Origin of the sequence: Streptomyces sp. NPDC059037 (genome assembly GCF_042740015.1) — a bacterium.
Taxonomy (GTDB): Bacteria; Actinomycetota; Actinomycetes; order Streptomycetales; family Streptomycetaceae; genus Streptomyces.
In genome coordinates, this window is record NZ_JBHYIG010000170.1 from 1 (window position 1) to 21593 (window position 21593).

Genomic DNA, 21593 nt, shown 5'->3' on the forward strand with positions numbered 1-21593 from the left:
CACTCCTGGGGCACTGGGTGGTCTTGTGGGGGAGGGGGGTTCCGCGGTTGTGTCGCTCGTTTTTTTAACCCCCCGTCACCGCCGGGCCGCCGCCCCCCCCCCCCCGGGGCGGGGCGCCCGTCCTATGGTGTGCGGATGACGGTCAAGGCGTACGCGGCGCTCCTCCGCGGCATCAACGTGGGCGGCAAGAAGAAGGTGCCGATGGGGGAGTTGCGTACGCTGCTCGCCGGGCTCGGTCTCGGCGACGTACGCACCTATCTGCAGAGCGGCAACGCGGTCTTCACGAGTGACACCGGCGACGAGGACGCTCTGGCGGCGCGGGTCAGTGAGGCCATCGAGCGGCACTTCGGCTTCCCCGTGGACGTCCTGGTGCGCGGCGGCCCGTATCTGAAGGCGGTCGCGGACGACTGCCCCTTCCCCGCGGAATCGCTCGAAGGCAAGCAGCTGCACGTCACGTACTTCTCCGAGCCGGTCGACGCCGCACGCCTCGACGGGATCGACCCGGCGGCCTTCCTGCCGGAGGAGTTCCGGCTCGGCGACCGCGCGCTCTATCTCTACGCTCCCGACGGCCTCGGCCGCTCCAAGCTGGGCGAGATCCTTTCGCGCCCGGCCCTGTTCAAGGGCGTCATCGCCACGAGCCGCAACTGGAACACCGTCGCCAAGCTGGTCGAGATGACCGAGATGACTGGGACGACCGGGACGACCGGGGCGACCGCGATCACCGGGGAGCCGCACCATGACCGCTGACCGCACGGCCGCCGTGGACGCGGCCATCGAGGCCGAACTGCGCCTGCTCGCCCCCGAGGTCCGCACGTCGCCCGAGCTCCTCGGGCAGCTGCTGCACCCCGAGTTCACCGAGTTCGGCGTCTCCGGGGCCCGCTGGGACCGCGCGTCGATCATCAAGACCCTGACCGAGAGCACCGAGGCGGGAGCCCGCCCGCTCATCGCATCGCGCATGCGGGGCGTCCGGCTGGCGGACGACGTGGTGCACCTGACCTTCGACACGGACAGCAACGGCCGGATGGCGCACCGCAGTTCGCTGTGGCGGCGGTTCGAGGGGGAGTGGCTGCTCTGGTTCCATCAGGGGACGCCGTTCAGTGAGGACGCCGGGGCGGAAGTCTGATCTTTACCGCCGTGGCCATGGAGCGGCCGGATCCTCTGTGCGAGGCTCGACGGCATGCGCTACATCATCATCGGAGCAGGGGCGATCGGCGGCACCGTGGGCGGGCGGCTCGCCGAGGCAGGGCACGACGTGGTTCTCGTCGCGCGGGGCGCGCACCATGACGCGCTCGTGGAGAGCGGACTGCGGGTCAGCACGCCGGACGGGACGCGTACGCACCGGCTGCCCGTCGTCCGGCGGCCCGCCGACCTCGGGGAGCTGCGGACGGACGACGTCCTGTTCCTCGCGGTGAAGACACAGGACTGTCAGGCCGCCGTCGACGCCTGGGGTGGCTGCCCGGTGGCGGGCGGCGGAACGGCGGCCGAGGTCCTTCCGCTGGTCTGCGCGCAGAACGGCGTGGAGAGCGAACGCATCGCGCTGCGCCGCTTCCGGCGGGTGTACGGCGTATGCGTCTGGCTGCCCGCGACCCATGTCGAGCCGGGCGCGGTCTCCGCGGCGGGTGTTCCTTACACCGGCATGCTGCACATCGGCCGCTACCCGACGGGCACGGACGAGACGGCAGGGCTGATCGCCGCCGATCTGGAGAAGTCGAAGCTCATCGCGCCCGTCGTGCCGGACGTGATGCGCTGGAAGTACGGGAAACTCCTCTCGAACCTGGCCAACTCCATCGAAGCCGTCACGGGGCTGATCACCAGCGACGAGGCGATCGAGCTCTTCCGGCGGGCCCGTGCCGAGGGCGAGGCGGTGCTCGCCGCGGCCGGAATCGAGGCGGTCGGCGAGCAGGAGCAGAAGGAGGCCCGCGGCGACCGCATCCGCTTCGAGCCCTTCGACCGCTCGGAGCGCGGCGGCGGATCGTCCTGGCAGAGCCTGAGCCGGGGCACGGGCACCATCGAGGCGGACTACCTCAACGGCGAGATCGCCCTCCTCGGTCGGCTGCACGGCGTGCCGACCCCGGTGAACGACGCCCTGCAGAACATCGCGAACACCTTCGCGCGCGAGCGGCGTACCGCGGGCTCGATGACGGTCGCCGACCTCGTGGCGCTGGTGGCATCCGCCGGATAGGGCGGAATTGGCCCAGATGGGCAGAGGGGAAATGGCCCAGGGGTGTGCGCCACTGGTCACTAGTGTCGAGGCCATGACGACGACCGACACCCGCATCGACTTCTACTTCGACCCGGCCTGCCCCTTCGCCTGGATCACCTCCCGCTGGATCCTGGAGGTCGAGCGCGCCCGCGAGCTCGACCTCCGCTTCCATGTGATGAGCCTCTACTTCCACAACACCGGCAACGAACTCCCGGACTGGTACCGCGAGTTGGTCGACAAGTCGATCGGCCCCGTCCGTGTCGCGGCCGCCGCGGCCAAGGAGCACGGCGAGGGTGTTCTGCGGGACCTCTACACGGCCTACGGCACCCGCATCCACCAGGAGAAGTACGAGGACTTCGACCAGGTCGTCGCCGAGTCCCTGGCCGAGACGGGACTGCCCGCCGGGCTCGCGGCCGCCGCGCACGACCCCGCGTACGACGACGTGCTGCGGCTCAGCCACGACGGGGGCAGGGACCCGGAGGCCGGCGCCTACGTCGGCACGCCCACCCTCCACGTCGACGGCACCGTCTGGTTCGGCCCCGTCCTGCGGGCGATTCCGCGCGGTGACGACGCGGTGCGGCTCTTCGACAGCTTCCGCGTCCTGGCGGGCTGCCCGGACCTCTTCGAGCTGAAGCGGACCCGGACCGGAGGCCTCGACTTCAGCTGAGACGTCAACTGAGACATCAACTGAGACGTCAGCTGACGTCCTTCGGCCGCGGGGCCGGGACGCGGGAGGTCATCAGGAGCGTGGTGCGGCCGTTGTCCTCGGGGACCGCGCGGCCCTGCTCGTAGCCAAGGCGCTTGAGGACGGCGAGGGATGCGGTGTTCTGTGCGTCGACGGTGGCGTGCACCTCGGCAAGGGCCAAGGCCTCATGGCCGTACGAAGTGAGCAGACCGGCAAGCTCCGTGCCGAGGCCGAGCCCCCAGCTGTCCCGCGACAGGCCGTATACGATCTCGTGGCCGTCCAGCCAGGTCTCGGGCGACGGCTTGATCTCCGCATGGCCGACATAGCGCCCCTCGTGCCGCACCGCCCAGATCGGGAAGTGGTTCTCCGCGTACACGAGAGAGAAGATCCGCCGGAACAGCGCGTGCGTCTGATCCGCGCTCTGCATCCCGTCCCCGAACCAGCGGCCCACGGCCTCGTCCTGCAGAAGGGCCACGAACTGCCCTTCGTCGGCGGCGACATAGGGCGAAAGGCGCAGGCGCGCTGAACGCAGTACGGGGGTCATCGGCGTGACGGTAGGGGCAGGAGTGACGGTTCGGCAACCGGATGGCCGGGATGCGCCCCTGTTGGCTATTTCGCGGCCTCTCCCCGCCACTGTCCGTCCCGCTGCGCCCACCGCACCGCGGGACGCATCGCGAGGCCGGCCCCCGCGAACAGGACCGCGAGCGCCACCCAGCCCACCGGGCCGTGCCGGACCGCCGTCAGGGTGACCAGGGCGGGGCCCGCCATCAGGCCGATCGCCGTACCCGAGTTGAAGACTCCCTGGTAGACGCCGTGGGCGCGCGCGTCGGCGAGTTCGTAGCCGAGGGTCCAGCCCCCGGTGGAGGAGAGGACCTCCGCGAGCACCTGGATGACGGCGCCGGCCACCAGGACCACCACCGCCCACACCGGCGGGAGTCCGGCCGATACCGCGAACACCGCGCAGGCCACCGCGAGCAGCACCCCCGACCTGCCCATCGCCCGTACCGCGCCCGGCACATCGGAGACGGTTCGGCTCATCCGCACCTGGAGCAGCGCCACCAGGACACAGTTGACGATCAGCAGGAGAGCCGCCGTCCAGCGCGGTGCGTCCGTGCGCTCGACGATCCAGAGGGGCAGGCCCACTTCGAGGAGCGTGTACTGGATCACCAGCACCGCGTTCAGGAGCGTCACGGCCAGATACGGCAGATCCCGCACCGCCCGCCAGCGGCTGCCCGCCTGCACGGCGGCGGCCGGCACGTCACGCCGGTGGGCCCCGAGCGGCAGGCGCGCCACCATCAGCGCGGGCGCGGCGAACGTCAGCGCGTTCGTCACGATCACCGCGGTGTACGCGCCCCGGGTGTCCGCCTGCAGGGCGAGCGCGCCGCACGCGCCGCCCACGCCCATGGCCACGTTCGTCACCATGCGCAGGTAGGCGCGGGACTCCACACGTGTCGCACCGGGCAGCACCTCGGCGAAGACGGCACCCATGACGCCCCGGCTCGCCTGCATCAGGCCGGTCGTGCAGACCACGGCAAGGAGGAATGCCGCGTACGACCCCACGAAGACGTAACTGAGGGTGGCGAGCCCGGTCGCGCCCCACAGCAGCGCCCCGACGCGCCTGCTGCCCCAGCGGTCGGCCGCCCGCCCCGCCGGTACACCGGCCAGCACGCCGACCACACCGGCCACCGTCAGGCCGAGTCCGACCGCGGTCGCGTCGATGCCGACGACGCGGGTGAAGTAGAGGACGCCGATGGGGTAATAGAGGCCGTTGCCAAAGGCGTTGAGGAAGGTGAGGACGGAGAGGCGGCGCAGAATCGGGTCGGCGGGGAGGAAGCCCGCGGCCTTGGTGGCGCGGCCTGTTGGTTCCGGGGCCGCCGGGTTCGCTCGCGCCATCGGTTCCGGTTCCGGCTCCGTCGTCTCGCGTGATGGAGTGCTCATGCGCTCACCCAACCCGCCGTCACCACCCCGGCGGCATTCATTTAGCGTGCACCTAAACAGTCGAACCAGGTGCGCCGGACCAGGGGGAGGGGAGCGGGCCAGGTGATCACGTTCAGATTCGGCGTCGACGATCTCGCCCGTACGTCCTTCGCGTACTCACCGCTCCAGGAAGCGGCCTTCTCGCTCCGCTCCTGGCGGGACCCGGCGCGCTACCCGCATCAACGGCCCTGGCTGCGGCGGCTGCGCCCCGCCTTCGAACGGCAGGACACCGAGCTCCTGGCCGCCCTCGTCACGCCGCGCCTGTGGGTGCCCGACTTCCTCACCCCGCGCCCGGCCCGCGCCCGGTCCACCTTCGCCGAGGAGCTTGCGCTGCTGCGAGCCACCCCGCCCGAACTGCTCGCCCCCGAATTCGCCGCCGCGTACGGGGAGTTCGACCCCATGCCGGCGGTGGTGGCCGAGGGCCTCGCCGACCCCGCCGCGTTCCTCACCCGTATCGCCGACGCCCTCGACGGCTACTGGAGCAGTTGTCTCGCCCCCCACTGGTGGCCCCGCGTCCAGAGCCTCATGGAGGCCGATCTCGCCTACCGGGGGAGGGTCCTCGCCGAGCAGGGGACCGGGGCCCTCTTCGCGAGCCTCGACCCGCGTCTCTCCTGGACCGGCGACGTGCTCTGCCTCGTTCAGCGGGGCGGCATGCGGCCATGGCACTCGGACGACATCCGGATCGCCGGGCGCGGCCTGGTCCTCGCCCCGACGCTCTTCGCGGGCGGCGCCCAGCCGATGATCGACAGTTCCCTGCCGCCGCTGCTCTTCTACCCGCTGCGGGGCCGCGCCGCCATCTCCGAGGAGCCGCCCCCGGTCACCGGCGACGCCCTGATCCGCCTCCTCGGCCGGGCGCGGGCCCGGCTCCTTCTCCTGCTCGCCGAGCCCGCCTCCACCACCGAGCTTGCCCACCGCCTCGGGGTCACCCCGGGCGCGGTCAGCCAGCACCTCGCGGTCCTGTACGACGCCGGGCTGCTCGGCCGCACGCGTCATGGCCGCAGCGTGCGGTACAGCAGGACCGGGCTCGGGGACGAACTCTGCCGCTGAGCAAGGGAGTTCACCCGGTGGGTCGCGGCAGCCCGATGGGGTTGGGGAAGGGCAGCACGTCGGCGGTGATGACCTGCCGCACGGGCTGTTCGAGGGCGGCAAGCAGGGTGTCCGCATCGCGTGCGCCGAGCGGGCGGAGCAGCCGTGCCGACAGACGGTCCGTGGCGTCCTCGATCGACTCCCGTTCGGTGCGCCCGTGTTCGGTGATGTGCCCCTCGCCGTCAAGCAGGCCGCGCCCGCGCAGCCGGTCCACCGCCTCCGCCCACTCCTGCTCGCTCCAGCCCCTGTCCTGGCGGATGGTCCCCGGGTCCACCCGGTCCGTCGCCGCGGCGAGCACCAGCGCCTCGCAGGAGTCGATGCCGTGGTCGGCGAGCGCCGCGACATGTGCGTCGCCCCGGAACTCCCGTACGCAGGTGACCAGTTGCCACAGGCGCTGCACCGGGTCGGTGCGCTCGCTCACCTCGCGGTTCGCCGCGAACAGCGGACGGGCCGGCGACGGGGCGTCCTCGACCATCGCCGCGAGGGGCGGGCAGAGCTCGGCCGCCCGCTTCTCGATGTCCGGGACGAGGGAGCGCAGGGCCCGTCCCGAGTACGCCGCGCGTTCCTCCACGATCCGGCCCGGGTGCGCGTACTGCCAGGCGGAGGGGAGGGCGCGCGCCACCATGCCGGGGGCGAAGACACCGAGCGCGGCCGTGGCGGCACCCGGTTCGACGGGGCCCATCGGGGCGGTACGGGCCGCGAAGTAGCCCATCCAGAATCCCTTGAGGCCGAGCGCCCGGCCCATGGCACGGCAGCCGTCCTCGAAGTAGATCACGGCGTGCAGGGGCTCGGTCCGCAGCCAGAGCGTGCGGGATCTGGTGAGGGTCATGGACCCACAAGCTAGGCCAGCGCGAGTACCCGCGCCACCCGCCCGACCGCACATGACTCGTCATAGCGCCGCAGCAGAAGCCGAGCCACCTCCGGCGCGGGGCCCAGAACTCGGGCCAGTACGTCCGCTTCGGCGGCGCCGCGGTCGATGCGGTCCGGCAGGAAACCTGGCGCGATCACATAGGGCGCGACCGCGACGCGGCGCACCCCAAGCTCGCGCAGTTCCCGCACGGCGTCCTCCGTGCGGGGCAGAGATGCGGAGGCGAACGCAGGCCGCACGGCGCACCAACCGGTGTGCCGCCACTCCCGCGCGATTTCAGCGATCACTGCGATCGCCTCCGGGTCGGATGACCCCGCCGAGGCCAGCACGACCCCGGTCGAGGACTTGTCGGCGGGCGTGAGGCCCGCCTCGTACAACCGCCGTTCCAGGGCGGCCCGGAGCAGCGGCGAAGGCCCGAGCACCGCCGCCTGCCGGATGCGCAGCCGGGGCGGTGCCTGGGCAAGGACCGCGGGGATGTCCGACTTGGCGTGGAACGCCCGCGTGAGGAGCAGAGGCAGTGCGATCACGTCGCGTACTCCCTCTGCGTCCAGCGACTCCAACACCTCAGGGACCGAAGGCGAGTTGAAGTCGAGGAACCCCGTCTCCACCCGGAGCCCCGGCCGCTGCAGCCGCACCCGTCGCACCAGGGCACGCACCGTCGCGGCATGCCGCGGATCGCGGCTGCCGTGGGCGACGACGAGAAGCACCGGTGCGGACATGGTCATCAGCTCTTCACGAGCAGACCGCGGCTGCGCAGCACGCGCCGCTCCAGCGGGCTGAAGATGAGCAGATCGATGGCGATGCCGACGACCAGGATCAGCAGGATCGCCAGGAACACCTGCGACATGCTGCTGTTGGTGCGGCCCGCCTCCAGGAGCTGGCCGAGGCCCATGCCCAGATCCGGCGACTGCGCGATGATCTCGGCGGCCATCAGCGAGCGCCACGAGAACGCCCAGCCCTGCTTCAGACCCGCCAGATACCCGGGCAGCGCGGCCGGCATCACGATGTGCCAGGTGTGCCGCAGGCCCGTGGCGCCCAGGGTGCGGCCCGCCCGCAGGAACAGCGGCGGCACCTGATCGACGCCGGCGACCAGGCCGTTGGCGATCGAGGGGACCGCGCCGAGCAGGATCACCGCGTACATCATCTGGTCGTTGAGACCCAGCCAGATCACGGCCGGCGGCACCCAGGCCACCGACGGCAGCGACTGCAGACCCGACAGGATCGGACCGATGGCCGCCCGCACGAAGCGGATCCGCGCGACGATCAGGCCGAGCGGCGTACCGATCACCAGGGCGAGCAGGAAGCCGAGCAGGCCGCGCGATACGGACGTCCAGATGTAGTCGAGGAGCGTGCCCTGCAGCCAGGCGTCCTGCACCTCGTCCCAGACGGCGGAGGGCGAGGGCAGCTTGTAGGAGTCGGTGACCTTCGCCCACACCAGGATCTGCCACACCACAAGGACAAGCAGCACGGCGGTCACCGGCGGCAGGACCTTCTGGACGAGGGTCTTGCGCAACGGCGTACGGCTCGTCTGGACCGTCTCCAGGGCGTCGAGGCCCGCCTCAAGACCGGCCAGGTCCTGGCTGGTGTCCTTGACGACTGAGGTGGTGCTCTCAGTGCTGGCCATGACGGCGGATCTCCCCACGCAGTTGTTCGGTGATCTCGACGGACAGTTCCGCCACGGCGGTGTCCTCGATACGGCGCGGGTGGGGGATGTCCACCCGCCACTCGTGCGCCACCCGGCCCGGGCGCGACGAGAGGAGCACGACGCGCTGCGCGAGGCGGACCGCCTCGCGCACGTTGTGCGTGACGAAGAGGACGGAGACGTCCGTCTCGCGCCAGATGCGGGTCAGCTCGTCGTGCAGCACGTCACGGGTGATCGCGTCGAGCGCCGCGAACGGCTCGTCCATCAGCAGGATCTTGCTGTCCTGCGCGAGCGCGCGGGCAAGCGCCACGCGCTGGCGCATGCCACCGGACAGCTCGTGCACCCGCTTGCCGTGCGCGCCCTTCAGCCGTACGAGTTCGAGGAGCTCCTCGGCCCGCTCGCGCCGCTCCGCCTTCGTGACGCCGCGCAGCTTCAGGGCGAGCTCGATGTTCTTGCCCGCGGTCAGCCACGGGAAGAGCGCGTGCTCCTGGAACATCAGGGCCGGACGGCCGTCCGTCGCGATGGCGCCCGCCGACGGCTTGTCGAGCCCGGCCACCAGGTTGAGCAGCGTCGACTTGCCGCAGCCCGAGGCTCCCAGGAGGGTGACGAACTCGCCGGGAGCGACATCGAGCGTGATGTCGTCCAGGACGAGCTGGGGCCCGGCGGGTGTGGCGAAGGACTTCGAGACGTGCTCGATCCGGGCCGCGTGTCCGCCGGTCTCGGTGCTGTCCGGCGCCTTGGCGAGGGTGGTTGCGGTTGCCATGGTCGTCACCTCCTGGGAACTGGTCGGTTTCCGGGCTTACTTGACGCCGAGGCCGGCGTCGTCGACGGCGGGCCTGCCCGCCGCCTTGAGGACCCTGTTCAGCGGCTTCAGGTCGTAGATGCCCTTGAGGTCGGGCTTCTCCAGGAGGCCCGCCTTGACGGCGTGCTCGGCCTCGCTGCCGAGCGTCGCGGCGAGCGGGTCGTCGGTGGTCTGGATCGACTTCCACGCCGGGTCGAGGACCTCGGCGGGCAGCGCCTTGCCGGACGCCTCCTTGAGGGCGGCGTTGGCGGAGGCCTTCGCCTTGTCAGGGTTGTCCTTGATCCACTGGTTGGTCTTCACCGAGCCGCGCAGCACGGCCTCGACGACCTTCGGGTGCTTGCTGAGGAACTCCTGCGACACGATGATGTTCGTGATCACGAACTTCTTGTCCGGCCACAGGTCGGCCTCGTCGAGGATCACCTTGCCGCCCTCGGCGACCAGCTTCGACGCGGTCGGCTCGGGGACCCAGGCGCCGTCGATGGAACCGGACTTGTAGGCGTCCGGGGTGATCTTGTTGTCGGTGCGCACGACCGACACATCGCCCTTGCCGCTCTCCGCGTCGACCTTCCAGCCCTTCTCCGCGATCCAGTTGAGGAAGGCCACGTCCTGGGTGTTGCCGAGCTGCGGCGTCGCGATCTTCTTGCCCTTGACGTCGTCCAGGGACTTGACCTTGTCCGGGTTCACCACGAGCTTCACGCCGCCGGACGCGGAGCCGCCGATGATGCGCAGGTTCTTGCCCTGGGACTTGGTGTAGCCGTTGATCGCGGGCGACGGGCCGATCCAGCCGATGTCGATGGACTTCGAGTTCAGCGCCTCGATCTCCGAGGGACCGGCGTTGAACTGCGTGTACTTGGCCTGGGTTGCGCCCAGTTCCTTCTGGAACAGGCCCTCCTGGTCACCGACGAGCGCGGTGGCGTGCGTGAGGTTCGGGAAGTACCCGATCTTCACCTCGTCGAGGCCCTCGATCTTCTTCGCCCCGGCGGCCACATTGGCCTTGTCGTTCTTGTCGGTCGACTCGGAGCCGTAACCGCAGGACGTGAGCACCACGGCGAGCAGCGGCAGGGCGGCCGCGGCGGCCAGGGCACGGCGGCCGCCGGTGGTGCGTGGAGTGCGGAAGCTGGCAGGCACGGGAGGGGATCCTCTCGTCGGCCCGGCTCGCACGCCGTCGGGTCGTGTCTACGCCCTCAGGTCGTGGCCGGGAAGGTCGGCGGTTTTCGTCTTCGCAGGTCGATCTCGCGGGGGGTGAGGGCGCGCAAGCGGTGCGCGTACGTCATGCCGCACATCGCCCGACCCCGCCCTGACCGCTGCCGAGGGCGCCGCTGCCGATGCGGCCGCCCTCCTTCGCGAAGGTCGAGAAGTAGTCGATCGAGATCATGGTCAGAAGTCCCAACCCTCGTCGTCGGCAGCCGACTTGGCCTCGTCGGCCGCCTCGTCGCCGGTGGCGAACGCGTCGCCGGCCATGCCCGCCGCGAGCGTCGTGCCGTCCGCCGGGTCGATCAGCAGGAAGGAACCGGTGCGGCGCGAAGCGGCGTACGAGTCGAGCGCGATCGGCTCGGCGGTGCGCACCAGGACCCGGCCGATGTCGTTGGCGACGAGCTGTCCGGGGGCGGGGTGCTGGGAGAGGTCGTCGAGGGTGAGCCGCGAGGGGATCTCCTTGACGATCGCCTTGACCGTACGCGTGGTGTGCTTGAGCAGCACCCGCTGGCCGACGGCGAGCGGCTGGTCCGCCACATGGCAGACCGTCGCCTCGATGTCCTGCGTGGTCGGCGGCTGGTCGCCGCTCGGCACGATCAGGTCGCCGCGCGAGATGTCGATGTCGCTCTCCAGGAGCAGCGTCACGGACTGCGGCGTCCAGGCCACGTCCACCGGCTCACCGAGCAGATCGATGCCCGCGATCTTCGACGTACGCCCCGAGGGCAGCACCGTCACGGACTCGCCGACCCGGAAGGTGCCGGCCGCGATCTGACCCGCGTAACCCCGGTAGTCCGGGTGCTCGGCGGTCTGCGGGCGGATCACGTACTGGACGGGCAGGCGCGCGTGGCAGGAGGTCAGGTCGTGGCTGACCGGGACCGTCTCCAGGTGCTCAAGGACCGTGGGGCCGCCGTACCAGTCCATGTTCGAGGACGGCTCCACGACATTGTCACCGGCGAGCGCCGAGATCGGGATCGCGGTGATCTCCGGGACGCCCAACCCGACGGCGTACGCGGTGAATTCCTCGGCGATCTTCGCGAAGACCGTCTCCTCGTACGCGACGAGGTCCATCTTGTTCACCGCGAGCACGACGTGCGGGACGCGAAGGAGCGCGGCGACGGCGGCGTGCCTGCGGGTCTGCTCGATGACGCCGTTGCGGGCGTCGACGAGGACCACGGCCAGGTCGGCCGTCGACGCGCCGGTGACCATGTTGCGGGTGTACTGCACATGGCCCGGCGTGTCGGCCAGGATGAACCGGCGCTGCGCGGTGGCGAAGTAGCGGTACGCGACGTCGATGGTGATGCCCTGCTCGCGCTCGGCCCGCAGACCGTCGGTGAGCAGCGCGAGGTCGGGCGCCTCCTGGCCGCGGCCGAGCGAGACCCGCTCGACGGCCTCAAGCTGGTCGGTGAGGACCGACTTGGAGTCGTGCAGGAGCCGGCCCACCAGGGTGGACTTGCCGTCGTCGACGGACCCGGCGGTGGCGAAGCGCAGCAGGGTGGTGGCCGACAGCTGCTCCGTGGAGAGCGGCTGCGCCTTGTCGGGTTCGGTGGTGCTGGTCATGTTTAGAAGTACCCCTCGCGCTTGCGGTCTTCCATCGCGGCCTCGGAGAGCTTGTCGTCGGCCCTCGTCGCGCCGCGCTCGGTGAGGCGGGACGCGGCGATCTCGGCGATGACGGCGTCCAGCGTCGTCGCGTCCGAGTCGACGGCTCCGGTGCAGGACATGTCGCCGACGGTGCGGTAGCGGATGAGCCGCTTCTCGACCGTCTCGTCGTCCTTCGGGCCGCCCCACTCGCCGGCGGTCAGCCACATGCCGGAACGCTTGAACACGTCACGCTCGTGCGCGAAGTAGATCTCGGGCAGCTCGATCCCCTCACGGGCGATGTACTGCCACACGTCCAGCTCCGTCCAGTTGGACAGCGGGAACACGCGGACGTGCTCACCGGGGGCGTGCCGGCCGTTGTAGAGCTGCCACAGCTCGGGGCGCTGGCGGCGCGGGTCCCACTGCGAGAACTCGTCCCGGAGGCTGAACACCCGCTCCTTGGCGCGCGCCTTCTCCTCGTCGCGGCGCCCGCCGCCGAAGACCGCGTCGAACTTCTCGCTCTGGATCTTCTCCGTGAGCGGCACGGTCTGCAGCGGGTTGCGGGTCCCGTCCGGCCGCTCGCGCAGCTTCCCGGCGTCGATGTACTCCTGCACGGAGGCGACGTGAAGGCGCAGCCCGTGCTCGGCGACCACGCGGTCGCGGTACTCGATGACCTCGGGGAAGTTGTGCCCGGTGTCGACGTGCAGGAGCGAGAAGGGCACCGCCGCGGGGGCGAACGCCTTCAGCGCCAGGTGCAGCATGACGATCGAGTCCTTGCCGCCGGAGAACAGAATCACCGGCCGCTCGAACTCGCCCGCCACCTCACGGAAGATGTGCACCGCCTCGGATTCGAGGGCGTCCAGGTGCGACAGCGCGTACGGGCTGTCCGTCCCCTCGGTCACGGTGGCCACGGTGGTCGTCATGCCAGACCCCTTTCGATGAGCAGCGCGCGCAAGGCCGCCGCGGACTCCTGCACGGTCTGGTCCTGGGACTCGATGCGCAGATCGGGCGACTCGGGTGCCTCGTACGGGTCGTCGACCCCGGTGAGCCCGGAGATCTCGCCCGCCGCCTGCTTGGCGTACAGACCCTTCACATCGCGTACGGAGCAGACCTCGACCGGCGTGGCCACATGGACCTCGATGTACGGCGTGCCGCCCGTCTGATGGCGCCCCCGCACCGCCTCACGGCTGTCGGCGAACGGCGCGATCACCGGCACCAGGACCTTCACGCCGTTACGTGCGAGCAGTTCGGCGACGAAGCCGATGCGCTGCACGTTGGTGTGCCGGTCCTCGCGGCTGAAGCCGAGGCCCGCCGAGAGGAACTCGCGGATCTCGTCGCCGTCGAGCACCTCGACCCGGTGGCCGTCCTCGCCCAGCTTGCCTGCGAGTTCGTACGCGATGGTGGTCTTGCCCGCGCTGGGCAGACCGGTGAGCCAGATGGTGGCTCCGGTGGTCACGTGCTTCTCCTGAGGGTGTGTCTGATCCTGGGTGTGCGTCTGGTCCCGAGCGCTTGTCTGGTCCTGAGCGCTTGTCTGAGTGGCCGTCATCAGTGGATCCCGCACTCGGTCTTGGCGTTGCCGGCCCAGCGTCCGGCGCGTGCGTCCTCGCCCTCCAGGAGGCGGCGGGTGCAGGGCGCGCAGCCCACGGAGCCGTAGCCGTCCATGAGGAGGGGGTTGGTGAGGACGCCGTGCTCGGTGACGTAGGCGTCCACGTCGTCCTGCGTCCAGCGCGCGATCGGCGAGACCTTGACCTTCTGCCGCTTCTCGTCCCAGCCGACGACCGGGGTATTGGCCCGGGTCGGGGACTCGTCGCGGCGCAGACCCGTCGCCCACGCGGCGTACGAAGTCAGGCCCTCCTCAAGGGGCTTGACCTTCCGCATGGCGCAGCACAGGTCGGGGTTCCGGTCGTGCAGCTGCGCGCCGAACTCGGCGTCCTGCTCGGCGACGCTCTGCCGCGGCGTCAGCGTGATGACGTTGACGTCCATCACGGCGGCGACGGCGTCGCGGGTCCCGATGGTCTCGGGGAAGTGGTAGCCGGTGTCGAGGAACACCACGTCCACGCCGGGGCGGGCGCGCGACGCGAGGTGGGCGACGACGGCGTCCTCCATGGAGGAGGTCACGCAGAAGCGGGTGCCGAAGGCGTCGACGGCCCACTGGAGGATTTCGAGCGCGGAAGCGTCTTCCAGGTCGCGCCCGGCCTGCTCGGCGAGCACCTTCAACTCGTCGTTCGTACGCTGCTCTTGAGCGCCCTGATCCCGGCTCTGGCTCTGAGCGGTCGTCATATCTCTTCCCCTCCACCGCTGTTGCGCTGAACTCCCCGGGCGAGCAGCCCGAGGAACTTCAACTGGAAGGCCCGGTTGCACGCGGCGCATTCCCAGGCGCCGTGACCGGTCTCGTTCGGACGCAGGTCCTCGTCACCGCAGTAGGGGCAGTGGAAGGGGGCGGCACGCTCGCTCATGAGAGGGCCTCCTCGGAAGCACGCGCCACCCAGGTGGCGAACCGCTCGTCGTCCGCGCGCTCCTTCTCGAAGCGCTTGAGGACCCGCTCCACGTAGTCGGGCAGCTCGGCCGAAGTGACCTTCAGGCCACGGACCTTGCGGCCGAACCCGGCTTCGAGCCCGAGCGCGCCGCCCAGGTGCACCTGGAAGCCCTCGACCTGGTTGCCGTCGGCGTCCAGGACCAGCTGGCCCTTGAGGCCGATGTCGGCGACCTGGATGCGGGCGCAGGCGTTCGGGCAGCCGTTGATGTTGATGGTGATCGGGTGGTCGAACTCCGGGATGCGGCGCTCCAGTTCATCGATGAGCGAGGCGCCGCGCGCCTTGGTCTCGACGATGGCGAGCTTGCAGAACTCGATGCCGGTGCAGGCCATGGTGCCGCGCCGGAAGGGGGAGGGCGTGACCCGCAGATCGAGGGCTTCGAGCCCGGCGACGAGCGACTCGACCTGCGCCTCTTCGACGTCGAGCACGATCATCTTCTGCTCGGCGGTGGTGCGGAGCCGTCCCGAGCCGTGGGCCTCGGCAACCTCGGCGATCTTCGTGAGGGTCGTGCCGTCCACGCGCCCGACGCGGGGTGCGAACCCGACGTAGAAACGGCCGTCCTTCTGCTTGTGCACGCCGAGGTGGTCGCGCCAGGTGCCGGTCGGCTGCTCGGGCGCGGGCCCGTCGACGAGCTTCCGCTTCAGGTACTCGTCTTCCAGGATCTGCCGGAACTTCTCGGGACCCCAGTCGGCGACGAGGAACTTCAGGCGGGCGCGGGTGCGCAGGCGGCGGTAGCCGTAGTCGCGGAAGATGCCGATGACACCGCCGTACACGTCCGGCACCTCGTCGAGCGGCACCCAGGCGCCGAGCCGCACGCCCAGCTTGGGGTTGGTGGAGAGCCCGCCGCCGACCCAGAGGTCGAAGCCGGGCCCGTGCTCGGGGTGGTTGACGCCGACAAAAGCGATGTCATTGATCTCGTGCGCGACGTCGAGCTGCGGCGACCCGGAGACGGCGGACTTGAACTTGCGCGGCAGGTTCGAGAAGTCGGGATTCCCGATGAAGCGGCGCTGGATCTCATCAATGGCGGAGGAGCCGTCGATGATCTCGTTCTCGGCGATACCGGCGACGGGCGAGCCGAGGATGACGCGGGGAGTGTCACCGCAGGCCTCGGTGGTGGAGAGCCCGACGGCTTCAAGACGCTCCCAGATCTCGGGAACGTCCTCGATGCGGATCCAGTGGTACTGGACGTTCTGCCGGTCGGTGAGGTCGGCGGTGCCGCGCGCGAACTCCTGCGAGATCTCGCCGATGACACGCAGCTGCTCGGTGGTGAGCCGCCCGCCGTCGATCCGCACCCGCAGCATGAAGTACTCGTCGTCCAGCTCCTCCGGCTCCAGGATCGCGGTCTTGCCGCCGTCGATCCCCTGCCGGCGCTGGGTGTAGAGCCCCCACCAGCGCATACGCCCACGAAGATCGTTGGGGTCGATCGAATCGAACCCACGCTTCGAGTAGATCGTCTCAATGCGTGTCCGCACATTGAGACCGTCGTCGTCCTTCTTGAACTGCTCGTTGCCGTTGAGCGGCGTGAAGTGGCCAACGGCCCACTGGCCCTCACCACGGTGACGGCTCACCTTGCGCTTGGGCGCGGCAGTCGTGGGGTTTTCAGGGGTGGCAGCCATGGCTATACGTCCTTCAAGGCGGGCTGAGGGCGGCTTTGACCTGCACACTTCGCGCTATGGGCGCGGCGGTGCGCAAGGAATTGGTCAAGCGGTGGGGATCGTCGGCGCTGGTGCTGTCAGCTCGCCGGACACATGGCGCTGGACATGCGGCAGAGATCGACGTGACGTCGACTCACCAAGGCAATTCCAGTGCGATCCATGGCGGAAGCGTGTCACGGGACTTTAGACCCAGTCCACCAGTGTCCGTAATCTGGACACTCTCGTCCCACTTCATGAGACATCGTGACCTGGGTCACTTGCGACGCCCATCTCCCCTATCCTGCTGTGCAGGCATACGGGACAAGGGGGAGTTCTCGTGTGGGGGCAGATATGGGTGTGGCTGTCCGCCGGGGCGGTGACCGTCCTTGCGGTACTCGGGGCCGCGATCACGGGCGTACTCAAGGATGCCTTCTCGGGCGGCTTGAAGGCACTGCCCGGCCGGCTCCTCTTCGCCTGTGGAGGCGAGCGCCGGTTCCGCAGACGGTACGCGGATGACCTCCACCGGCGCCATCACGAGGTGCCGATCCCCTTTGCCGTCCCCTCGGGCCCCGACGTGAAGATCTCCGTCGCCTCCGTGTACGTACCTCTGCGCGCCGCCGAAGGCACCTCGTCGCGGGGTCCCGCCGACGCCGGTTCCCTGGGCTGGGGGGCGGTGGACGCGCTGCTCGCCCAGGGCAAGAAGGTGATCGTCTGCGGGGATCCCGGGGCGGGCAAGAGCATGTATGTGAGGCGGGCGGTGCTTGCCTGGGCGGAGGCGAGGCGGGCGGATTCCGCGGTGCGGGAGGAGCCGGGCGGGCGCCCGCGACGCCGAAGCGGGCAGCGCGTGAGCACGCGGCCGGACCGCATCCCTGTACTCCTCGAACTGCACGAGCTGAAGCCCGACGCGCTCGACGTGGTCGCGCTGCTCACCCAGCACCTCGCCAGTCCGGCGGGCTCCGGGGTGCCGAAGCGGTGGATCGAGAAACAGCTGCTCGCCGGGCGCGTCACCCTGTACCTGGACGGCCTCGACGAGGTCTCGGCGGCGGCCCGGCAGGACGTCGTGCACTGGATCAAGGACGTGGCGAGGCAGTACCCCCGGGCAGGGATGCTGACCACGTGCCGGACGGCCGCCTACCCCGCGCACCGGGAGCACCTCAAGGAAGCGATCGACCGCTCGCTCGCCATCCAAGAATTCACCGACCTGCACATCCACCAGTTCCTGCGCGGCTGGCGCTGGCCGGAGCGAACGGCCCCGGATTCCGTGGAACGCCTGCTGAAGGCGCTGGCGGAGGCCCCCAGGCTGATGTCGCTGGCCCGCAACCCTCTACTCCTCACGGCGATCGCCTACCTCTACAGCTACGTCTATCCGGACACCGACAAGGAGCTGCCCCGCACCCGGGCGGAGTTCTATCAGCAGGTGTCCGATGCTTTTGTCGACGACCGGGGCCGGCACGGCGAATTCGACGCCGATCTCAAGCGCGCGGTGCTGTGCCACGCCGGTCTCAAGGCCCAGGACGCCCTCACCGAATCGGATGGTCACCGGAGCGTCGACGAGGGAGCGGGCCGTGAGTTTTCCGGCGGTGCGCTGATGGACTGGGTCGCGGAGGTGTTGGAGCGGCAGCACGAGACGCCGGACAAGGCCCGCAGCGTCATCGACGAGATCTGCGTACGCAGCGGTCTGCTCAGCAGGATCGAGAACGGGCGCTACTACCAGTTCGCCCACATCTCGCTCCAGGAGTACTTGGCGGCCGAGGCCCTCGCCGAGGACTGGGAGGCGCTGCTCTCCCGCTACGACGCGGACGCCGGGCGGTGGCGGGAGACGGTCCGCCTGTGGTGCGGGGTGACCAGGCGGGACTGCTCGCCGATGATCAGGGATCTGCGGGCGCGGGACGAGCTGCTTTCGTTCCAGTGCCTTGCGGAAGCGCGGTATGTGGACGGGGGCTTGATCCGGGAGATGGTCCGGGATGCGGGGGGTCGGCTCGGCGCGGGCTATGGTGATACGGCGGGCCGGGCCTTGGAGGCGGCGCTGGGCGTCGCGGCGACGGGGCACACGGCGTTGGCGGATGCGGTGTTCGCGCTGCTTGAGCCGCTGGCCGCAGACCCCGTGGTACCGGAACCCGTACGCAGGGCTGCGATCCGCGCCCTCGCCGCGACGGCATCGCACCGCGCGGCCGAGTTCCTCACCCTGCAGCTGAGCCACCACGTGGAGGCGGGCGACGCGCTGGCGAGCATGGGGGACATCGCTGTGCCCGCGCTGAAAGGAGCGGCGCTGGAGGGGAGCGGGATCGCGGTCGACGCGCTCGGGGTGGTGGGGACGGGGCGTGCGGCGGTGGCGTTGGCGCAGGTCATGGCCGAGGGCGCGGCCGGGGACGCGGGCACAGAGGACGGACGGCTTCGGCGGTGTGCTGTCCGGATCGGCGGGCTGGTCGCGGAGCGGGAGGTGGAGGAGGCGCTACGGGAGTGGGCCGGTCCGATACTTGCGGCCGGGCCCTTCGACTACGTGTGGGGTCCCTTCGCCGAAGGACCTGACGACGCTCTCACGCCCGTGATGGGGACGGTGACCGCGTACGTCGGCCAGGCCGTCGCCCGCGCGGAGTTGCCGGCCGACGTTCGGCTGGACGTTCGGCTGGTGGCGGCTCTGCTGCTTGCCCGAGGCGTTCTTCCGGTGGACCTGCCGATGCTGCTCGTGTCCCTGAACCGGCCTGACCAGGCGCGCTTGGAAGATCTCCTCAATGTGTCGAGCGGCCCTGAAGAGTGGGACCTCCTCGGGTTCGCGATGATCGGCGGGCTGACTGCTCTCCCTCCGCAGCCGGTGCTCGGGGCGAGACAGCAGGACGACGTCTACGGACTGGTACGCCAAGCGTGGGTCAGGGAGGGAGGGATGGGTACGCACTTGCTGGGCCTGTTCGACCGGCTGCCGGTGAGGATCCGCCTGCTGACGCTCGGCCTCTGGTGGCAGGGTGAGCAGGTGCCTCCAGAAAGTTGGGGGACAGCCGCCGACCCGCCTCAGGGCGACGACTACGACTTCGGCGTGGGCCTGCACTATCGACTCGTCCTCGGCCTGGTCTTCGCCGTCTCGGCGGTGGCGGGAGCCCGCGCGGTGCTCGCGGCCCTGAGCGTGGATCCATGGGGGCCCGTCTGGCTCGGCTGGGCAGCCCTGGGCGCGATTCTCGTGGGTTGGTTCGCCCTCTGGTACAGCGAGGCGTTCACAGATTCAGGGAACCTCATTTGTGGGACGGTCCCCTTCACCCTGATGGTCGGCTACGGGCCCCCCTTGGACTTCGAGGACTGGGTGCTCCTGATCAGCGGCCTCGTGCTGGGGCCCGCCACGGCTGTCTACGCTTTCGCCGCGTGGTCGGGTTGGTGGGGGACGGCCGCAGCGTTCGCGATGTGTGTGGCGATCGTTGCCGTCGGCGCCGCGGCCTGGTGGCGCGGCATGGTCTTGGAGGTCAGGGCCGCGAAGGCCAAGGACACCACCCATCAGGTGGCCCAGCTCGTCGTCACCGAACTGCGGAGCGGTGAACCCTCGCCCGCCTGAAACCCGCCCCGCCCTCCTGCCATCAGCTTCGCTACGCCCCCGGCCAAGGCCCAGGCGAAGCCACATCCGCCTCCTGCTCCACCTTCGTATCGAAAAGCTTGAAGCCCCGCCGCAGATAGTTGTCCATCGCGTGCTCCCCGTCCTTGGAGCACGTGTGCAGCCACACCCGCTTCGTCGGAGCCAGCTCCGGCCACCGCTCGGCCAGGTCCCACGCGCGACGCACGCCCTGCGAGAGCAGATGCCCGCCGATCCGCCGCCCCCGGAACGCGGGGATGAGGCCGAAGTAGACGATCTCGACGACCCCGCCCTCCTGCGCCGCCAGTTCGACGTATCCGGCCGGCGTCCCCTTCTCGTACGCGACCCAGGTCTCGACGCCCGGCTTCGACAGCTGCTCCTGCCACTGGGCGTAGGAGAGGGACAGCCGGTCCGTCCAGCGGATGTCGCCGCCGACCGAGGCGTAGAGGAAGCGGCTGAACTCGGGGGAGGGGATCTCCGCCCGGACGATGCGGATGTCGTCGCCCTCGGGGGCGGCTGCCGGGAGCAGATCGGTGGGAGCGGTCTGCTCCAGGGACCAGGTGGTGACAGTGAGGCTCATGCGGGTCAGCGAATCATGAGGGCCGGACCCTGGCCAAAGGGGTCCGGGATGCGGGAAGATCCCGCAGCGCTCTGCCACCCCCCGCATTCTTCTACCTGGAGGATGTTCCATGGTCCGCCGCACACCCCGCGGCCTGCTCGCCGCGGCCACCGTCACCGTGGCCCTCGCGACGCTTGCCGCACCCGCTTCGGCCTCGGCCGACCCGCAGGCCCGCGTTTTCATGGTCAACCCCGTCCAGTCGTCGGGGGACCAGACCCTCGTCGACGCCAAGGACTCCGCGAGCGCCGTTCCCGAGAGCGCCTACGCCACCGCCGCCCTGCGCCATCTCGACGCGAGCGGCGGGCTCAACGGGAAGTGGGCGTACGTCAGATCAGACACCGGTGCCTCCGCCAAGGTCGCCGACGCCGGGACGTACAACCGCAACGACGACCAGTTCGAGCAGGTCATGGCCTACTTCTGGGTCAACGAGTCACAGGAGTACCTGCAGAGTCTCGGCTTCGGGACCGAGCTGCCGGGTGCCAACGACCGCGCCCAGCCCGTCCGTATCAATCAGTGGGGTGCGGACAACTCCTACTTCACCGACAAGAAGGCCGAGATCCGCTTCGGCAAGGGCGGTGTCGACGACGCCGAGGACGCGGAGGTCGTCGTGCATGAGTACGGGCACGCCGTGCATCACGCACAGGTGCCCGGCTTCGGCACCTCCCTGGAGGCCGGGTCGATCGGCGAGGCCTGGGGCGACTATCTGGCGGTGTCGGTCGGCGCGTACGCGGACGCCAAGTACGGCTGGCCCGCGAAGGCGGACCTCGCCTGTGTCGCAGACTGGGACTCCGCCTCGTACTCGGACGCCCCGCACTGCCTGCGTCGCATCGACAGCGACAAGACGTACGCCGACCGGGAGGGCGAGGTGCACGCGGACGGTGAGATCTGGTCCCGTGCGCTCTTCGACATCCGCGGCAGGCTCGGTGCCCGCACCGCGGACCGGATCATCGTCAACGCCCAGTTCGGCTTCGCGCCCGACACCAGCTTCGAGGACGCGGCCGTGACGACGATCGCGACCGCGCAGAAGATGTACGGCAAGGGCGCGGCGGACGCGGTGCGCAACGCGTTCCAGGCGCGGGAGATACCCGGCGTGTGAGTGCGAGCCGGTGATGTGCGCCCTAGGGGAATTTTTAGGGGGCGGTCCACAAATATACGGAACAACCCCCCCCCCGCGCCCCCCCGGCGCCCAACAGTGGGGGTGCACGGTAGGGGAGCGGGACG

Annotated in this window: 22 protein-coding genes; 7 read left to right on the forward strand and 15 right to left on the reverse strand. The window is 70.3% G+C overall.

From position 1 onward, the window contains the following. The first annotated feature begins 135 nt into the window (after positions 1–135). From ACFWY6_RS29045 to ACFWY6_RS29060, 4 genes are all read left to right on the forward strand, one after another. Positions 136–747, forward strand: coding sequence for a DUF1697 domain-containing protein (locus tag ACFWY6_RS29045; RefSeq protein WP_384696337.1), 612 nt, complete (start codon positions 136–138; stop codon positions 745–747). Then, positions 737–1123 carry a DUF4440 domain-containing protein gene (locus ACFWY6_RS29050; protein ID WP_384696340.1) on the forward strand — a complete coding sequence of 129 codons (387 nt, stop codon included), beginning with the start codon at positions 737–739 and terminating at the stop codon, positions 1121–1123. Before ACFWY6_RS29045 ends, ACFWY6_RS29050 begins: the two co-directional genes overlap by 11 nt. 54 nt (positions 1124–1177) lie before the next feature. Then, positions 1178–2182, forward strand: coding sequence for a ketopantoate reductase family protein (locus tag ACFWY6_RS29055; RefSeq protein ID WP_384696342.1), 1005 nt, complete (start codon positions 1178–1180; stop codon positions 2180–2182). A 73-nt stretch (positions 2183–2255) separates the two neighbouring features. Next, positions 2256–2870 (forward strand): DsbA family protein, encoded by a 615-nt coding sequence (locus tag ACFWY6_RS29060; protein WP_384696345.1) that lies wholly within the window; start codon positions 2256–2258, stop codon positions 2868–2870. A gap of 28 nt (positions 2871–2898) precedes the next feature. Here the strand turns inward: ACFWY6_RS29060 and ACFWY6_RS29065 are convergent, their stop codons facing one another. Then, positions 2899–3432, reverse strand: a complete 534-nt coding sequence (locus tag ACFWY6_RS29065; protein WP_384696349.1) for a GNAT family N-acetyltransferase — start codon at positions 3430–3432, stop codon at positions 2899–2901. A gap of 65 nt (positions 3433–3497) precedes the next feature. Beyond that, positions 3498–4826 carry an MFS transporter gene (locus tag ACFWY6_RS29070; RefSeq protein ID WP_384696352.1) on the reverse strand — a complete coding sequence of 443 codons (1329 nt, stop codon included), beginning with the start codon at positions 4824–4826 and terminating at the stop codon, positions 3498–3500. Positions 4827–4928: 102 nt separating this feature from the next. Between ACFWY6_RS29070 and ACFWY6_RS29075 the strand changes: the two genes are divergently transcribed. Beyond that, on the forward strand, positions 4929–5912 hold the full coding sequence (locus tag ACFWY6_RS29075; RefSeq protein ID WP_384696355.1) for an ArsR family transcriptional regulator: 984 nt from the start codon (positions 4929–4931) through the stop codon (positions 5910–5912). A 10-nt stretch (positions 5913–5922) separates the two neighbouring features. On the opposite strand, the gene ACFWY6_RS29080 is transcribed toward ACFWY6_RS29075, so the two are convergent. The 12 genes from ACFWY6_RS29080 to ACFWY6_RS29135 form a co-directional block, all read right to left on the reverse strand. Next, positions 5923–6780: a hypothetical protein gene (locus tag ACFWY6_RS29080; protein WP_384696358.1), complete on the reverse strand. Its 858-nt coding sequence runs from the start codon at positions 6778–6780 to the stop codon at positions 5923–5925. 11 nt (positions 6781–6791) lie between these two features. Next, positions 6792–7538 carry a sirohydrochlorin chelatase gene (locus ACFWY6_RS29085; RefSeq protein ID WP_384696389.1) on the reverse strand — a complete coding sequence of 249 codons (747 nt, stop codon included), beginning with the start codon at positions 7536–7538 and terminating at the stop codon, positions 6792–6794. A 5-nt stretch (positions 7539–7543) separates the two neighbouring features. Further along, positions 7544–8443, reverse strand: a complete 900-nt coding sequence (locus tag ACFWY6_RS29090) for an ABC transporter permease (protein ID WP_384696361.1) — start codon at positions 8441–8443, stop codon at positions 7544–7546. After that, the gene (locus ACFWY6_RS29095; RefSeq protein ID WP_384696364.1) at positions 8430–9224 is read right to left on the reverse strand and encodes an ABC transporter ATP-binding protein; all 795 of its coding nucleotides are present in this window, start codon (positions 9222–9224) and stop codon (positions 8430–8432) included. Before ACFWY6_RS29095 ends, ACFWY6_RS29090 begins: the two co-directional genes overlap by 14 nt. A gap of 36 nt (positions 9225–9260) precedes the next feature. Next, entirely contained in the window at positions 9261–10391 is a 1131-nt protein-coding gene (locus ACFWY6_RS29100) for an aliphatic sulfonate ABC transporter substrate-binding protein (RefSeq protein ID WP_384696367.1), read from the reverse strand. 249 nt (positions 10392–10640) lie between these two features. After that, positions 10641–12014 (reverse strand): GTP-binding protein, encoded by a 1374-nt coding sequence (locus tag ACFWY6_RS29105; protein ID WP_361817118.1) that lies wholly within the window; start codon positions 12012–12014, stop codon positions 10641–10643. Between the two features lie 2 nt (positions 12015–12016). Next, positions 12017–12955: a sulfate adenylyltransferase subunit CysD gene (gene cysD / locus ACFWY6_RS29110; protein ID WP_360766786.1), complete on the reverse strand. Its 939-nt coding sequence runs from the start codon at positions 12953–12955 to the stop codon at positions 12017–12019. After that, positions 12952–13578 carry an adenylyl-sulfate kinase gene (gene cysC / locus ACFWY6_RS29115; protein ID WP_384696371.1) on the reverse strand — a complete coding sequence of 209 codons (627 nt, stop codon included), beginning with the start codon at positions 13576–13578 and terminating at the stop codon, positions 12952–12954. Before cysC ends, cysD begins: the two co-directional genes overlap by 4 nt. Then, positions 13578–14312 carry a phosphoadenylyl-sulfate reductase gene (locus ACFWY6_RS29120; protein ID WP_384696374.1) on the reverse strand — a complete coding sequence of 245 codons (735 nt, stop codon included), beginning with the start codon at positions 14310–14312 and terminating at the stop codon, positions 13578–13580. The genes cysC and ACFWY6_RS29120 overlap by 1 nt, the downstream gene beginning before the upstream one ends. Continuing rightward, entirely contained in the window at positions 14309–14488 is a 180-nt protein-coding gene (locus tag ACFWY6_RS29125; protein ID WP_135335604.1) for a hypothetical protein, read from the reverse strand. Before ACFWY6_RS29125 ends, ACFWY6_RS29120 begins: the two co-directional genes overlap by 4 nt. Beyond that, positions 14485–16182, reverse strand: coding sequence for a nitrite/sulfite reductase (locus tag ACFWY6_RS29130; RefSeq protein WP_384696378.1), 1698 nt, complete (start codon positions 16180–16182; stop codon positions 14485–14487). The genes ACFWY6_RS29125 and ACFWY6_RS29130 overlap by 4 nt, the downstream gene beginning before the upstream one ends. A 116-nt stretch (positions 16183–16298) precedes the next feature. Continuing rightward, positions 16299–16382, reverse strand: a complete 84-nt coding sequence (locus ACFWY6_RS29135; protein WP_323178717.1) for a putative leader peptide — start codon at positions 16380–16382, stop codon at positions 16299–16301. A 155-nt stretch (positions 16383–16537) separates the two neighbouring features. Here ACFWY6_RS29135 and ACFWY6_RS29140 point away from each other — a divergent pair, with 155 nt between their 5' ends. Beyond that, positions 16538–19738 (forward strand): NACHT domain-containing protein, encoded by a 3201-nt coding sequence (locus tag ACFWY6_RS29140; RefSeq protein WP_384696381.1) that lies wholly within the window; start codon positions 16538–16540, stop codon positions 19736–19738. 31 nt (positions 19739–19769) lie between these two features. Here ACFWY6_RS29140 and ACFWY6_RS29145 read toward each other — a convergent pair whose 3' ends face one another. After that, positions 19770–20333: a GNAT family N-acetyltransferase gene (locus ACFWY6_RS29145; RefSeq protein WP_384696383.1), complete on the reverse strand. Its 564-nt coding sequence runs from the start codon at positions 20331–20333 to the stop codon at positions 19770–19772. 109 nt (positions 20334–20442) lie between these two features. Between ACFWY6_RS29145 and ACFWY6_RS29150 the strand changes: the two genes are divergently transcribed. Then, the gene (locus ACFWY6_RS29150) at positions 20443–21468 is read left to right on the forward strand and encodes a M36 family metallopeptidase (protein ID WP_384696386.1); all 1026 of its coding nucleotides are present in this window, start codon (positions 20443–20445) and stop codon (positions 21466–21468) included. Positions 21469–21593 lie beyond the last annotated feature (125 nt).